General features: G+C 28.6%; 12 protein-coding genes. 4 read left to right on the top strand and 8 right to left on the bottom strand.

Going from position 1 to position 16583, the window contains the following annotated elements; genetic code table 4:
* Positions 1–3: 3 nt before the first annotated feature.
* A complete protein-coding gene (locus tag R7X45_RS00870; protein WP_318055564.1) occupies positions 4–492 on the top strand; it encodes a YigZ family protein in 489 nt (162 codons plus the stop codon).
* A gap of 836 nt (positions 493–1328) precedes the next feature.
* Positions 1329–3629: an ABC transporter ATP-binding protein gene (locus R7X45_RS00865; RefSeq protein WP_318055563.1), complete on the top strand. Its 2301-nt coding sequence runs from the start codon at positions 1329–1331 to the stop codon at positions 3627–3629.
* A 28-nt stretch (positions 3630–3657) separates the two neighbouring features.
* Here R7X45_RS00865 and R7X45_RS00860 read toward each other — a convergent pair whose 3' ends face one another.
* The gene (locus R7X45_RS00860) at positions 3658–4272 is read right to left on the bottom strand and encodes a thermonuclease family protein (protein WP_318055562.1); all 615 of its coding nucleotides are present in this window, start codon (positions 4270–4272) and stop codon (positions 3658–3660) included.
* A gap of 11 nt (positions 4273–4283) precedes the next feature.
* Positions 4284–4721, bottom strand: a complete 438-nt coding sequence (gene smpB, locus R7X45_RS00855; RefSeq protein ID WP_129644446.1) for an SsrA-binding protein SmpB — start codon at positions 4719–4721, stop codon at positions 4284–4286.
* 61 nt (positions 4722–4782) lie between these two features.
* Between smpB and R7X45_RS00850 the strand changes: the two genes are divergently transcribed.
* Positions 4783–7398 carry a cation-translocating P-type ATPase gene (locus tag R7X45_RS00850; RefSeq protein ID WP_318055561.1) on the top strand — a complete coding sequence of 872 codons (2616 nt, stop codon included), beginning with the start codon at positions 4783–4785 and terminating at the stop codon, positions 7396–7398.
* Here the strand turns inward: R7X45_RS00850 and R7X45_RS00845 are convergent, their stop codons facing one another.
* The 5 genes from R7X45_RS00845 to R7X45_RS00825 all read right to left on the bottom strand — a co-directional run bounded on the left by R7X45_RS00845 (position 7399) and on the right by R7X45_RS00825 (position 12173).
* Entirely contained in the window at positions 7399–8349 is a 951-nt protein-coding gene (locus R7X45_RS00845; protein ID WP_318055560.1) for a nucleotidyltransferase, read from the bottom strand.
* Positions 8350–8411: 62 nt separating this feature from the next.
* Positions 8412–8954 carry a ribosome biogenesis GTP-binding protein YihA/YsxC gene (yihA, locus tag R7X45_RS00840; protein ID WP_318055559.1) on the bottom strand — a complete coding sequence of 181 codons (543 nt, stop codon included), beginning with the start codon at positions 8952–8954 and terminating at the stop codon, positions 8412–8414.
* A 56-nt stretch (positions 8955–9010) separates the two neighbouring features.
* Complete coding sequence (locus tag R7X45_RS00835; RefSeq protein ID WP_318055558.1) at positions 9011–10309, bottom strand: hypothetical protein; 1299 nt, start codon at positions 10307–10309, stop codon at positions 9011–9013.
* Positions 10310–10330: 21 nt separating this feature from the next.
* A complete protein-coding gene (locus R7X45_RS00830; RefSeq protein WP_318055557.1) occupies positions 10331–11587 on the bottom strand; it encodes a hypothetical protein in 1257 nt (418 codons plus the stop codon).
* Between the two features lie 280 nt (positions 11588–11867).
* Entirely contained in the window at positions 11868–12173 is a 306-nt protein-coding gene (locus tag R7X45_RS00825; protein ID WP_318055556.1) for a hypothetical protein, read from the bottom strand.
* Positions 12174–12403: 230 nt separating this feature from the next.
* On the opposite strand from R7X45_RS00825, the gene R7X45_RS00820 reads away from it, so the two are divergent.
* Positions 12404–14185: a surface lipoprotein gene (locus R7X45_RS00820; protein ID WP_318055555.1), complete on the top strand. Its 1782-nt coding sequence runs from the start codon at positions 12404–12406 to the stop codon at positions 14183–14185.
* A gap of 732 nt (positions 14186–14917) precedes the next feature.
* Here R7X45_RS00820 and R7X45_RS00815 read toward each other — a convergent pair.
* Positions 14918–16576: an MIP family Ig-specific serine endopeptidase gene (locus R7X45_RS00815; protein ID WP_318055554.1), complete on the bottom strand. Its 1659-nt coding sequence runs from the start codon at positions 16574–16576 to the stop codon at positions 14918–14920.
* Positions 16577–16583 lie beyond the last annotated feature (7 nt).

Below are 16583 nucleotides of genomic sequence, written 5' to 3'. Positions count from 1 at the left end.
AAAATGCAAAAAATTATCACAAAAGAAGCTGTTTTTGAATTAGAAGTCAAGAAATCTAAATTTATTTCTTATAGTTTCTTAGCAGAATCAAAGGAACACTCAGAAGCACTACTCTCAAAAATTCAACAAGAAAATAAGCATGCAAGTCATATTGTTTATGCAGTTTGTTTTGATTTATATAATTGTAAATTCAGTGATGCAGGCGAGCCAAAAGGTTCGGCAGGGCGGCAAATTTTTAACATTTTGAGAACAAAAAAAATTACTAATTCATTAATTATTGTTGTCAGGTACATGTATGGATCTAAATTAGGGCTAGGTTTATTACAAAATAGTTACAAAAAAGCGGCAATTGAAGTCTTAAATCTTAGTTTAGTTAGTGATTTTAAAATTTCTTATCACTATTTGTGCGAAGTTGACTTGGAAAAAATGAACTGGGTACTTCAATTAATAAAGAAAAATGGCTGCAGTATCCAAAAAAAGAATTTGGGCTAAAATTAAAAATTGAATTCAGCTGTCCTTTAAAATTAGAAGAAAGTTTTGAGCTAAATTTTAAGGAAATAATAAAATAATTTAGTTGAAAGAAATTATTTTCTGAGTTTACCATTTTGATGGAAAAATTCACTTTTTAGTGAATGTAAATAAGCAAAAATAACGGTAAATACGTGTTTTTTTACGGTAAAACCTTAATTTTTATTATTTTAAAATTAACCTTTTGCAAAAAAAAAAAAAATGTTTGGTCTAAAATAAAATTATGTTATAATAAACTCACTTAAGAATAAATTAATAAATTTAGATATTAGAATTAAGGGGGAATTAGTTATGTTTTTTGTTGTATTAAAATAAGATAATGCGAATTATCCATTATATTTTTAGATATGATGGAATGCCTTAAATTTGACCATTTAGAAATCTACAAATTTATGGCTTTGGTTATTGTTCTTTCAAAACTTCATATGTTTTTTTAGGCTCGCTGCAAATAAAAACGAGTTTTCTATTTGCATTGAGTTTAAATAGTAGTTGTATTTTTATGATTTTTGTTGTTTTATCCATAAATTGATTTTTGCCAGTGATTTAAAATAGGTAATTAGCTTTTGTCAAAAAGGTTAAAAAAGTGCCAAAAACATAGACTTTTTTAAAATTATCTCATCAAACTGGGAAACTCGGAAAAAAAAGAATTTGGGCTAAAATTGAAAATTGAATTTAAGGGTCCTTTAAAATTAGAAGAAATTTTTGAACTAAATTTTAAAGAAATAGTAAAATAATTTGGTTGAAAAAATTATTTTATATTAAAATATACACAATATTAAAAAAGCTATCTAGGTGCAAAAATGATTCAAATTCGTAACATCACAAAACGACTCGGAACAAAAATAATTTTAAATAACATTAGCTTTGATATTCCAACTAATAAATTAACGTTCATTTCTGGTCAATCTGGTGTTGGAAAAACGACGCTTTTGCATATTATTGCCAAGATTGCCAAAGCTGACAGCGGCCAAATTTCCTTTTTTGATAAAAATCAACAAGTTTTAAAAAACCCAAATGTTGACATTTTTTTTCAAGATGTCAATCTTATTGAAAATATTTCAGCTATTGACAACGTTCGAATTGGGACAAGTATTTTAGGTTATAAATTTAAGCAAGATGAATTTAGTAAAAATGCAAATTTTTTAAATCTTGACCAAAGTGTTTTTAAAACAAAAATGGAAAATCTCTCTGGTGGCGAGAAACAAAGAATCGCAATCCTTCGTTCTCTAAATCGTGGTTCAGAATTTATTTTGTTTGATGAACCAACTGCCGCCCTTGATAAAGAAAATGAGCAAATTATCTTTGAAAAAATTAAGCAAATGTCAAAAAATCACACAGTTGTGGTTATAAGCCATAATACTGAAATGATTCACAAATATGCTGATCAAATAATTTTTTTACAAAAAGACAAGCCACCAATTATTAAAATTAATGACACTAATATAATAGAAGACCAGAATTCTGAACAAACTAGCGAAACTAAACATAAAAAAGTTGCAAAAGTAGTTCAATATAAGAATAAATTAAATATTTCGCCGATTTTTGTTATTGCTGATATTAGTAAAAAATTAACGCTTAGTATTTTAATTATAATAGCTTTTTTAGCGGCCGTCTTTTCGATTAGTTTTGCTTTTGAATTAAATCTTGGGACGGCAAAAGTCGAACGGCAGCAAAAATATACCCTCTCACTTGACAAAAATTTAATTGAAAAAAAATCAAACGCTGCTTTTAACCAAGATGAAATTAAAAAAATTAGTGAGCTTGAATCAGTCAACGCGCTTGTTGCAAACAGGCCAACGACAAATATAAACTTGCACTATGAAAATCGAAAAATTAATCTTAGAGATGTTGATCAAGTTGAAATTAATAGCTTTTTCAAAAACAGAATCGAAAATGATCTTGTTAATTTTGAAGGAAAATTCATTGAAAATGCTCGGGAAATTATCCTTTCAAAATCAGCAATTGACATACTTAAAATTGAAAATCCAATAGGAAAAACAATTCATTTGGTTTATGATTCTAATAAAGAAATTGAGGAAAATCAAAATAAAATTGAACTAAAAATTGTTGGAATTAATAATGGAATTAAAAGTTCCGTTGCCAGATTAGATAGTTTTAATTTAATTAGTTTTCCATCTTTTATTAGCACTCAATCAATTAAAGATCTTGAAAATTTAGTTAAGCAAAATACAGTTAAAGAAAGCAAAGACCAAAACCTTCAACTTTTTAAGGAAATTAACTCGTATATTCCTAGTGAAAATGCCCAAAGCTCCGCACTTGAACCATTTAAAATTCCGCTAAAAAACACAAAAGTTTTCCCGCAAAACAATCTAAAATTAATAACTGGAACATTTCCAAGAAAAGTCGATGAAATTCTACTTTCAACAACAGCAATTGATTCAAATGCTAAATATAAATTAAAAGTTGGCGATATAATTCAAACAAACTCACCTTTAAATCAAACATTTAACTTACTTGTTGTTGGAATTTTTGACTCGCCAGATTCAGAATTATATTATCACCAAGATGCCAAAGAATTTTATACCAGCTTCCAACCAGCCAATCTTACTGCTTATTTAACAACAACTGACGAACAAAACAACCTTGATTTAGAGGCAAAAAATGCTAAATTTGACCTTAGAATTACTCCACCTTCAAGCTTAATTCGGGTGATAACTAGCCAATCTTTAGCGATTATTTCGATAGTTAATAAAGTTACTTTTGCGGTGTTTATAATTTTTGTTATTATATTAATTTCATTCATTTTAGTTTATGCCAAAACAATTTCTGAATCAAAACAGAGAATGATTGGAATCCTAAAATCGCTTGGTGGTTCAACTTTACTAACACTTTTTTATCATACTTTAAATATTGTTTTGATATCGATTGTTGTTCTAATTTTAAGTTTTGTAATTATTTTCCCGTCAATGGAATCGATTCATATTTTAATAGTTGGCAATGATTTTCCCGCCGCTTCTCAAGAAAATATAGCCCTGATTTTATTATCGTCCTGAGCCGGACTTTCAGCTGCTTTTATTCTAATTTATGTTTTAATGTCGTTAATTACGTACAAAAAAACCACTCAACAGTTATTAAAATAAAAATGAAAGGTATAATTGCCTTTCATTTTTATTTCTTTAACTTTTTAAGGCCATAAATTGTTGAAATATCTTCTTGTCAAAGCATAAATTTACTTTTTTTGGCAGATTCTTGGGCTTTTAAAATTTGGTCAATTAAACTTTTATATTCAGGATAATAATAAGTTTTTTTAGGGTTTTGATATTGGGCATAACGATGAATTGCAAGACCTTCGCTAACCATTTTGATATTAATGATCTCACCTTTTTCGTTTTTTAGAACAACAATAATCCTCTCATAGGGGTCATGTCCGACAATTTCAAATGAAATTCAACGATTTAAAATTAGTTGTTCTAGACGTTTTTTGGCTCTTAAACCGTGAAATTTCATAGTTTTTACGTTAATCAAACGATTTGTACGCTTAAGTTCGAGTTCAGGAGTGTCAATTCCAAAAATCCGAAAACGCATACCATTTTTATCAGTAAAAGTGTCGCCGTCATAAACACTTTTTATAAATGTTGTATAAGTTAAACCTTGTTTAATTCGTGAATTTTTAGAAAAAATAGGTAGTTTTTTTATTGGATTTAAGCCATCAGTTGGAACTGTTTTTTCTGAAATAATTTCTGAAAGATAATCATAACAACTTGTAAGTGAAAAAAGTGGCAAAAATCCTGGAACTAATAGTAGTTTTTTAAAAATTTTTGTGCCTCCCTTTTTTGATCTCGTTCTTTTATGGCGTTTCTTTTATCAACCTTAGTTTTCCCTTTTGCAAGTGCAATTTCGATTTTGATTCTACGGTTTTTTAGACCAACAAAAAGTGGAATAATTGTTAATTTTTGTGTAACTTTCTCTTTAAAAATTTTTTTTAACTCATGTTTGTGCAATAAAAGTTTTCTTGAGCGATCAGTTTGACCTCGGGATCCTTTATAAGCACTAATTGTTGCATTTGACAAATAAAGTTCTAACCCCTTAAAATAACAAAAAGAACCTACAAGCGATATATTTTTTGCTTGAACAGATTTAACTTCTCATCCTTCTAAGACAATTCCCGCTGTAAATTTGCTAATTATTTCGTAGTCAAAATAAGCTCTCTTATTTTCAATTAAAATTTTCATTTTTGAACCTAAAAAATTATATAATTATATTCTAAATAATTTTATATAAAAAAGGGCAAAAATGATCAAAAAAGAAAAAAAAGAGAAAATCAACTATAAAAATACCGATAAAATTACATTTTTAGAAGAAATTGACAAAAAAAGGGGGCTTAGTCAAGAACAGATTGAAAGATCAAAAAATTTTTTTGGCGAAAATAGACTACCAAAAATTCCGGAAAAATCAATATTTTTCCGTATTTTATTGCAACTAAAAGAGCCTCTTACCTTAGTTTTAATTTTTGTTATTATTATTTCGGTTATTATTAGTTCGGTTTTTGAACATGATTTGCCTTTTTGAGCTAAATTAATTTCGTATCTTGAGCCAGTAGTTATTGCTTTAATTATTGCAATTAATGTTTTTTTCTCTTTAGTTCAAGAAACTAAATCAAAAAAAGCAATAGATGCAATTTCAGATCTTAACTCACCAGTTTCAACACTAATTCGTGATGGAAAAAAAATAAGCCTAAAATCTGATGAGATTTTAGTAGGAGATATTCTTGAAGTTAGTTTTGGTGATTTAATTAGCGCCGATGGATTTGTCATTGAAAATAAAGAATTATCTGTATCTGAGGCAATTCTAACTGGTGAGTCAACATCAGTTTTTAAGGATGAATTTAAAAATTGGGATGATAAATCCGCAAAAGTTTACAGTGGAACAAGCGTCTTAAATGGACAGGCAAAAATTTTAGTCTCAGATGTTGGTCAGAATACTGAACTTGGAAAAATTGCTTCACTTGTAACAAAAACAGACGAATTAGAATCTCCACTTCAGAAAAAAATTGCTAAATTTTCGAAAATTATCACTTTTATTGCCGCATTTTTAGCAATTTCTTTCTTTTTTATTTATATATTTTTAGTTGAAAATGGCGATTTTAGCCAGTCAAAACACGCAGTTATAATATCACTTTCACTAGCAATTGGCTTTATTCCCGAGGGTTTGATTCCACTTGTTACTATAAATTTAATTATTGGTGTTAAAAAATTAGCAAAAAATAATGCGATTGTAAAAGATTTAAAAACAATTGAAACTCTTGGAGCAGTTTCAATTGTTTGTTCAGATAAAACTGGAACAATAACTGAAAATAAAATGCAAATTAAGGAAATTTATTATCACCAAATTGAGTCAAAAAATTTCTGGACACAAGCTGTTTTAAACACAACCGCATATAGTTTTTTTGATAACTCAGTTGAAAAATACTACGGTGATCCTGAGGAAATTTTAATTTTACAAAAGGCAAAAACTTTCGAAATCCAAAAAGAAGTAGTTGAAAAACAACACAAATTTTTAGACAAAATTGTCTTTAGTTCCAAGCTCAAATTTTCAGCTACTTTTTATGAAATTGACAACAAAAAGTTTCTTTTTATCAAAGGGGCACCTGAAATTATTTTTAAAAAGGCAGACAATTTAGACCCTATTTTAGAAGAAAAATTAGCCCAAATGCAAAATTTAGGATATCGTATTTTTGCATTTGGATATCGTGAAATTGAAAATGAACTTCAGCCTAATGAAAATCTAGAAAATTATGTAAAAAACATAAATATTTCAGGACTTGTATGTTTTCAAGATCCACCACGAAAAGAAATTAAACCAATTGTCAAAGATCTTTTAGATGCAGAAATTAAAACAATAATGATAACAGGAGATAATTTTCACACTGCCGCAACAATTGCAAGAAATGTTGAAATTTTAGGCCCTGAATCACTTGCAACAGGCAATCCTGATTGAAAAAAAGATGACTTTTGACGTGAAAATGTTGAAAAATTTCATCTTTATTCACGAGTTCAACCTGAAGATAAATTAGAAATTGTCGGCGCACTACAATCAAAAAAACATGTCGTTGCTATGCTAGGTGACGGAGTTAACGATGCTCCATCATTAAAAAAAGCTGATGTTGGTTTTGCAATGGGAATAACTGGCTCACAAGTTTCAAAACAAGTTGCAAATGTTGTTTTAGCTGATGATAATTTTAAAACCCTTTATCAAGCAATAAAAATTGGCCGTAATATTGTTGCAAATATTAAAAAACTGTTTGTTTTTTTACTAGTTGCTAATTTTTCAATGCTTTTATCAGTTATTTTTGCAACTTTAATTTTTAAGGAACAAATTTTTACATCACTACAAATACTTTGAATAAATGTTGTTTCTGAAACTTTCGGGGGAATCGCCCTTGGTCTTACAAATATTTCAAAAAATGTTATGAATCAAGGTTTTTTAAATGAAAATAAATCACTTTTTAATAAAAAACTGATTTTTAGCATAATGTTTTGAGCAATTTTCATCTCATTTTTAGCGCTGCTAAGTTTTTGAATCACAAATTCACAAACCTTTTCCTTTTTAATTATCAGCATTAGCCTTTCAAGTCTTTCTTATATACTTGCCGCCGATGAGAATATTTTTAAATATAAATTTGCAGATTTAAAATTTTTACACCTTGGATTTTTAGCTAGTTTTACTTCAATTCTAATTGTTTCCTTTATTCCCGGAATAAATTTTGTCTTTTCACAGAATGATTTTAGCGACTCAAACTATCTTATTTTAAAGAATAATTATAATTATCTGTTACTTTTAACAATTTTTGCCCCGTTTGTATTAGACCAAATTTTAAAATTTTTTAAAATATACTTTAAAAAATTTTAGCTAATTTTGATTTTTTCAACAATCAAGTTCAACTGTGGTTTCATCAAATTTAGCTGGGTCTTCAATATTAAACAAAATATACAACATTGTTCGTTTTATGCGCGAATTAGTGTAACGTTTTGAATTAGTGGCGCTCAAAAAACTATCTAAGTCAGGTTGATCGATATGTTTTTTGAATAAATTTTCAATTCCTTCTTTTACTAGTCAGATTTTTCTTAGTGATTCAGGCGACTTTTGTCGAATAATTTCCTGAAATTTTGGATATAACAAAGCTAACGAGCAAACTGGTTGGCTAAATTCCATTGGTGAAAACTGAGAAATTGACTTATTTTGGCTAATTAATTTTCGCAAATATGTTGCTGAAGCAAACTTTCCAGTTGGTGTTTCTTCATTATAATCAACAGTTCTTTTAAGACTATATGCCTGAATTGGATAATTATTTAGCACAATTTGTTTAACATATTCAAATCCAAGAATATCATTAGGGTAGATAATTTTTTTCGAACTGATTTTTTCAAGGGCAATTGCCGCTGCATTTGGAAAAGAATTCCCTAATTTTAATGCTTTTTTAAGATGAATATTATATTCATCAATGTTATTTTTCCACAAATTTGCTAAATTATATAGATTTTGAACATCATTTGATTCTGATCCAAAAATAATTTTGTCGATTTTATGGTCAAAAATTAATTTTAGCGCACCTTGGGCAAAAATATGAGCGGCTTGACTTGTATATTCAAAAGGCAATCTAATTACAAAATCAGCTCCATATTTTAGTGCTATTTTCTTTTTTGTTTCAAAATTAGCAAGACTGATCTCGCCTCGTTGGGTGAAATTTCCGCCTAAAATTATGTAAATTTTGTCGTTAGGAAAGTTTTTTTTAACATACTCAAGCTGATAAATATGACCATTATGAAAAGGATTGTACTCAGCGATAATTGCAATTGCCATTTTTCCTCTTTTTTTAAAAATAGTATTACTTTTTAATTTAAAAAAACCTATGAATTTATAGGTTAATTTTTTTCTTGATTAATTATTTGGTGAATTTTATCTAAATTTGTGCCAGTTTTTGCCGAAACATTTAAACACTCAAGTGATAAATTTTTACACACCTTTAACAGTTTTGAGCGCTGGGACTGATTTGTTTTATCAATTTTATTAGCTAAAATTTGCACCTTTATATTTAATGAAACCAAAAACTCAATCATACTAAAATCAAGATCAGTAAAACCGATTTGACTATCAATTAGCAAAAAAACTAATAAAATATTGCTATTTTTACTAAAATAATTAAAAATCATTGATTCAATTTGATCTTTCTTTGCATGAGAAAGTCGCGCATATCCATAACCTGGAAGGTCAACAATTAACTTATTTTGACTAGTTTGATAATAATTTAAAAGTTGAGTTTTTCCAGGAGTTGATGAAATACGGGCAATTTTTTGCCTTGCTAGTGCATTAATTAGCGAGGATTTTCCAACATTTGAACGTCCAATAAAAGCAAATTGATCTTCAGAAAAACAGTGTTCTGGACATGATTTAAGAAATTTTCACATTATATACTTCTAAAATTATAAATTAATTATACAATCCTTTTTTAACTATGACTTACCTATCCAAAAACACCACCAGTTTGAGTGATAAGACTAATATTTTGATTATTTCCGGTAGTTTGTAACTGTAATTTTTCAATTATTTCATTTCTTCACATCTCGCGAACCCGATCTACAGTAGCTTCATTTGGATAAAAACTGGCATAAGAATTAGTTCAAAAGGTGATTAAATTTGAGATAGCTTGATTAGTTTTAACTTCTGGCAATTTTTCTAAAAATAATGGCATTTGTGATGCTTTTGTAAATTTGTATTTATCCAAAAGTTTGTAAGCAAAACCGTGATTCAAATCAGGGTCTTTTGCCATAGATTTTACCATTTGATCAACTATTTCAATATCAGATGTGACTTCAATTTCAGGGCTTTCTGGACTTGAAGAATTAGATTTAGAACTATTGTCATCTTGGTTATTTTCTATTATTTGTGATTTTTGTTCTTCTTTTTGTTGGTGCAATTCTTCGGGAGGATTTTGGTTTTGAGTTTTTTCTTGACTTTCAGTTTTAGGTGTAATTTCTGTTGGTTTTTGATTTTGGGATTCTATAATTGGTTGTTCAGTCAAATTTTGTACAGGTTCACTAGACAAACTTAATGGAAGTTTTTCCTGAGGTTCATTTATTTTTTTGATTTCAGATTCAACTATTACTTGCGAAGATATAGGCGGATTTTTGGATTTAGTTTTTTCTCTTGAGTCTAAAACTGATGGTGAAAATGGAGTTTTTGGCTTGACTTCATTTTTGTCAACTTTTGGAATAACAAGAGGCAAATTATCCGGTTTTTCAGTAGATTTTTGAATTTTTGGACTTTGAGATCTAGGGGTTGCAAAACTTCTTTTTGAAGGTAAACTTTCAATTTTTTGTTGCTTTTTTTCAATTTTTTTTAGTGGAACTGCTTTTTTAGACAAAATTATTATATTCTTTGGGGTCTTATTAGATTTAGGACTTGGCGGCAAAGTTAAGGGAGTTTTAACTTGATTATTCTGAGTTTGATTCATTAACTTTGAATCAATTTGACCTTGTTTTTCCGTTGTTTTTTTAGTATTTAAATCAGAAACACTAGAATTTTCAGCTTCCTTTTTATCTTTAGCTAAACCTTGTAAAATTATTGTATCAGCAATTTGATTTCCAGCTTTTTGTGAATTTACAAGCGAAGGCGCCAAGGTACTAACCCTAATATTTCCTTCACGAACTTCATTTTGATTCAAAGGGAGGGTAGAATTACCTAAACTAAAATAAACTACCGCCCCTACAGAACCAGCAACAACCGGGATAAACCCTAGAGCTAACTTAAATAATTTTGTCATTTTTTCTACTTTTATAAATTTTTAGGATTTTTTAGCACCAGCTGGCGTTACTGGTTGAGCCTCAACTCACTCATCGCTATTTATATTTGTTTCATCGATAATAAACACATGACCACCTGTTGTTCTATTAAAAGCCCCAATTTCTGGTGTTTTAATAATTGTCAAAACTTTTTGAAGCTCTTTTCTTCAATTTTCACGAGTTTTTTTTGATTTAGCTAGTCGAGGATTAAAATGAGCGTAATTATTCTCCCAAAAGTCGAATAAAAAGCGTGCTTCTTCTTCAGTTAATGGTTTTTTTGGGAATCTTTCTTTAAAAATTCTCATTTGATCTTTTGTTTTAAAGATATATTTATAAAGTCGCTTTTTTGCTTGTGAATAATTTTGGGGATCCTGATATTTTGAAGGTTGAGCCAATATTTTTAAATCATTTTCTAGGTTTTTAATAATTTCATCAACTTCACGCTCTGATTCGGTTGTCGCAGGAGAAATTGAATAGGATGATGTTGACTTTAAAATATCACTTTGGGTTTGTGTTTTAGGTTTAGGAGTATCTTCTTTGTGTTCAACTTTTGGAGTTTCACTAATAACGATAACTTCAGGAGTTTTTACAATTTTTGGTTCTAAAACTGGTTTTACACCTTCATTAGAAACTACAGGCGAACTTAATGGGGTTGGATCTTGAATTTTCTCTTCAGTTTGAGTCGGTTCTTGCTTAATTATGACAACTTTTTCAACAATTTCAGAAGAGTTTGATGGGGATTTGTCTAAATTTGTTGGCTTTTGAGGTTCTAAAACTGAAATAGAAGAATTTTTACTTTCACTACTTTGAATTTTACTAACTGAAACAGATTTTTTTGTTTCATCAACTTGTTTTTTGACAGGTTCGACCAATAAGATTTTTGGTTGTGTGTTTGGTGAATTTTTTGGTAGTTCAATTTGTTTATTAGAAAAAATTATTTTTGGATTTTTTGTGTTTTTAGTAACTTTAATAGGTTGAGATTTTGGAGAATCTTTTGAGACTTCCGGACTTTTTAGAACAATTGTTTCATCATTTTTTACAGTTTCCTGGGTTGATAATTCTTCAGAATTTTGGTTGAATTCATTATCTTGTGAATCAGAAAGTGGTGAAAAACGAGTTTCAACTTGAAGTGTTTGACGTGCTAAAGTTGTATTGTCCAAATTAGAAATAGCATTACTAGAAGTCAAATAAATAGCTGTTCCTGCTGAGCCTGCAACAACTGGAACTAATCCAAAAACCAATTTTAAAGATTTTCTCATATTTCACCCCTAGAAATTAAAACCAACACCAATAATTTATAATAATACCACGAATATAAAATTATTTAAAAAAATAAAACAGGAATGATCTAGCTCATCCTGTTTGTTTGATTTACTATATTTATTAATTATAAACCAAAAATTTTAAAAGTCAAGCAAAACCTAAAAATTTATTTATATCAATTCTTCAAAGTATTAAAATATTTCTAACTTGAAAAATAAAACACAATTATAATAATGCAGTATTTTAACTTCTTTTAGTCTATAATTTAAGGATATTTTAGCTATTTTTCAAATATAACTTATTTACTAGCAATAAAATTTTAGACTGATCTTTTGATGAATTTGCTGGAATATCAGGATTATCGCTGGACGAAATTATTTCTGGTTGATTTATTTTTTCACTAGATTCTACGGGTTGAAAGCTTGGAGGCGGATCAAAAAGACCATCAGGGACTTCTACGGTAATTGAATTTTTTTCGTCTTCTTTAGTATTTTTATATTTATAAATCAAAACAAACGCAGCTGTTCCTGCTACAACAACAGCCGATCCTAATATAAGTGCTATTTTTCAAAATTTTTTCATATTTCACCCCTAATAATTAAGGTCTAAACCAAAATAAATTAGTATAATTATATCAAAATATGAACTTATTTATAAAATAAAAATTGAATGTACCTAGCCTAGCAAGAATCGACAAAAATTTTAACCAACAAAAAACACATTTCTATGTTTTAAATAATAGTATTTTTTAAGATATATTAGAAAACTAGCTATTTTTATGTTATAATTTAATCTAACCTGTGAGGAGAATTATGAAAAGAATATATCCAAAAAAATGGTTTTTAGGAAGTTTTACAGTTTTAATTCCAACGTTTTTTGTCGCTGCAGCATGTGGCCAAAATAACGGTGATAAAAATAAGGAAGATAACAAAAATCCGAAATTAGGCAAGGAAAAACCTAATCCACCAAAGGAAAACCCTAGCCCACCAAAAGATGATACTAATGTGCAAGGAGATCCTGTTGCTTTTCTTGACACACAAAAAGGCAAAATTGATTCAGACACTTTAAAATTAATCGAAGAAACAAAAAAACAAAAAGAAAATATCGAAAAAACAGAAGAACAAACAAAACAAATTGAAGAAAAACAAGCAGAAATAAACAAAGAACTTGATAAAATTAAACAAAATCAAGCTTCAACTGATGATCAAAAAGGCACTAAAATTTCAGAAGAAATCAAAAAAGAAAAAGAAAAACTAGAAATTGAAAAGGAAAAATTAGAAAAACAAAAAAAGGAACAAGCCGAAAAACTACTTAAAGAAAAAGAACGCCTTTCAAAACTTGAGGAAGAAAAAAGGCAAAAAGAACTAGAAAAACAAAAAATAATACTTGAAAAAAATAGACTACATATCCAAACAGTCAGTGATTTGAATGCTGTTTTAGCAAAAATTCCAAATTCTTTAGAAATAGCCGAACAAGAAAAAAAATCATCAATTAATGTTGCAACCGTACTTTTTCATTACAAGCAAAAACCTTCAACTTTTCATTATGAAAATTTTGTAAAAAAAATTGATAACTTTGATGAGCAAAATTATACAATTAGCTTTAGTTTTCCTTTTGAGGTTAAAACTGTTGGAAATAACAGCGATATTAATCAAAGCAGGCTAGAAGGTGTTGAACTTTCAGTGTCCAAAAAGGGTTCAGACACAAAAGTCACAAAACGAGTAAACCTTTTTTGAGATTTAGAAAAATCAAAAGAAATTCAACAAAATGAAGAGCCAGAATTATACCAAAAAGAATTACGACCTGTTTTTAGCAAAATAAGTCCTTCAATTTTGGCATACGCCTTAGTCAATTCTGATAATGAAGCTGTTTTAAATTCGGTACTTTTTGGCGATTTTAATGCTGCTTTTAGCGAAGTTTCCCTTTCAGTTGGGCTTAAAGATGAATTTTTAGGGATAAAATCACTAAATGAAGAAGAAAAATTTTCCTTTGATATTATAAGTGCAACTCCTAATGATGAAAATGGGACTTTAAAACTTAAAGTCAAAAAAACAAAATTTAAAGAGCAAAAAGAAGAAATTGGCGATCTTCAAGAATTTACTTTTTCCAATTTAAAGAAAAATGACAAAAATACGGCTGAATTTGAGTTTGAGGTTGACAATAATAAAGTTTGGCCTCAAATAAGAGAAAAAGGAATTTTTAAAAACAATAGACATAATAATAGCCAATTATCAGAGATTCAAAAAGGCCTAATAGCTAAAATAATTTTTGACAGTCTTTATTTTAAAATAAAAAACCCTGATCCTGAGATTCTTTTAAAGGAATTTTTAGTCAAGGATCATATTAAAAACAACAACTTTTTCCCTTATCCGCAAATTATTTCCCTAGAATGAGATGGCATGATCAGAAATGATGCCCACAAAAAAATTGCACTCAAACTAGAAAATAAGAAGTTAAGTTATAGTTTTGAACTAAAATATGCAAATCTTTTGCCAAATTCAACGCTGACTCCTCAAGATCAGACGCTCCAATTTTCAGATTACAAAACCACTGAAATTAAAGGCGAAATTCCCCTTGATCAATTTTTAATTTAAATAAAATTTTGTAATTTTACCAACAAAATTATCCTTTTATTTTAGAGCAACAACTAATAAACTAGATGTTAAAACCCTTTGATTTAGATGATAATTTGTATTCTAGGTACATTTTTTAATAATTTTGGCAAAAAAATGTGTGGTCATCACAATTATAAATTTTGTTGGTAAAAAACCGTTGGAATTAGTTGTTAAAAAACCTTAATTTTTTGAGTTTCACAGTTTGATGGCAAAATTCACTTTTTTGAATGCAAAAACGCAAAAATACCCGTAAATCCGGGTTTTTTTATGCTAAAATCTTAATTTTTATTATTTTAAAATTAACCCTTTGCAAAAAAAAAAAAAAAATGTTTGGTCAAAAATAAAATTATGTTATAATAACACTCACTAAGAATAAATTAATAAATTTTGATATTGAATTAAGGGGCACTTGATTATGTTTTTTGTCTAAAAAAATCAGACATTGCGAATTATCCATTATATTTTCAAATATGATGGAATGCCTTAAATTTACCCGTTTAAAAATCTTTAAATTTAGGGCTTTTGGTTATTGTTCTTTCAAAACTTCACATGTTTTTTTAAACTCAATGCAAATAAAAACGAGTTTTCTATTTGCATTGAGTTTAAATAGTAGTTGTATTTTTTTATGATTTTGTCAGTGTTTTGAACTAAAAAAGTAGTTTAAAAATTAATAATTTTACTTTTTAAGTTAAAATTTTAGTTTTTTAAGTATTAAGGGCCATCTGGAAATAGTAAAGTTTTGCGAAAATCTTTAAATTCACCTTCATTTTCAGATAATTTTTTTAAGTTTTGCCGATATGATTTTTCTTGTTTGGGAAACAGTTTTTTATTTGTACCATCAATTAAGTTGTGTGCTAGTCCATAAGAGTCAAAATCAGCAATTTGGATAAAAGGAGTATAACCAGCTTTGCCACTAATGTCTAAATTACCTCCTTTGGTTTGAACAGCAGAATAAATACCAACAGGTAAGCCATAATCGTTAATGACGAGCGACCCAGAGGCTCCATAATATAGTCCACTATTTTCAATAAAGGTTATAAAGCCAAAAGGAGAATAACTTCTGTTAGGGCTGAGGATGTCATTTAGCACTAAACCATTGCTAAAACTATCGTTGGAAATTGCAAAAGCCTTGTTAGTTAAGTTTTTTGGATAATTTCTCATCAAAAATTGTTGTCCATCAAGGCTTGGATAACCTAATAAATAAAGTTTTGTGGTATTAGGAGATAAAATGGCAGATTCGCTAATTCCTAATTTTTCTGGCTCAGCAATACCTTTTTGATAAATTGAGGTATAATCATAACTTATATAAGGCACTGCCTTTTTGTCATGATTTGGATACTGTTGTGTCTGAAACTTAGCAATATCTTGCTCGATGTCTACAATCGCCTTTTCGATATGCTCTTTGAATAATTGAAGATTTTCCTTGTTTGCATCATTTTTTGAAATGAACTCATCTAATTTTGCTAAATTAACTTTTAGTCCAAAAACGGCAAAATCTTTACCAATTCCATTGTTTATTTTTTGACTACCAGGAGATGCGGTCGATGTTTGTTTTAGTTGCTCATTTATTTGATTATCAAAGATATTTAAAGCCACAAAGACAGTTTTGGGATTATCAAAAATTCCTTCAATACCAATCTCTCTCCCTCCTCCTGATTGCTTGTTAATAAAGTAAACGGGAGTATTGTTTACATCCGGTTTTGAGTTATTATCAATTGCTTGGATGTTAGCTTCTTTTTTTGGCACACCAATAATAAAGCTATCTACTTTTTTGCCTTTGTTTGGCTCAGTAAAATATTCAGGGAAAGTGTCTTTATATTTTGAATCTAAAGTGTTAAAAGATCTAGCAAAAACGTGAGCATTTGTAGCAATATACAACATTACTTCCGTCTTGTTTTCATTATAAGCAGCATCTAACAATCAACCTGTTCCTGTCGGCTCATATTTGACAACATCATCAGGATTGTTCTCATCTGTTTTGTCAACGCTATTGAAAGCGATTGCAAAAGTTCTGTTTTTTAGCTTTTCATATGCTTGCGCATCTGTTAGTTTTGCTAAATTAGATGCTAATTCTTGTTTTTGTTGTTTTCTTAAGCGTTTAGCATTTTCTATTCCTGTTTGTATAAAATTCGGATTGAAATGAGGGGCAAAATTCTGTTGGCCATTTTGCGGGTTATTTTGTGATGGAGTAGTTATTGTTTCTTTTGTACTATCTGATGGAGTGTTTGGTTTTTGTTCTATCTCTTTTTTTGGTTGTTCTTTTTCATGGCAAGCAACTAGAAAGGCCACTGCACTTAAAGGTGTAACAATTGAACCAGAAGTGATTAAAAATGTTTTCAATTTTCTTATTTCTTTATTATTTTTTTTCATAAGTTTG

This window comes from Mesomycoplasma ovipneumoniae (genome assembly GCF_033343935.1).
In the GTDB taxonomy this organism is placed as follows: Bacteria; Bacillota_I; Bacilli_A; order Mycoplasmatales; family Metamycoplasmataceae; genus Mesomycoplasma; species Mesomycoplasma ovipneumoniae_G.
Note: the sequence above shows the minus strand (reverse complement) of the source record. Positions and strands in the feature narration are given on the sequence as shown.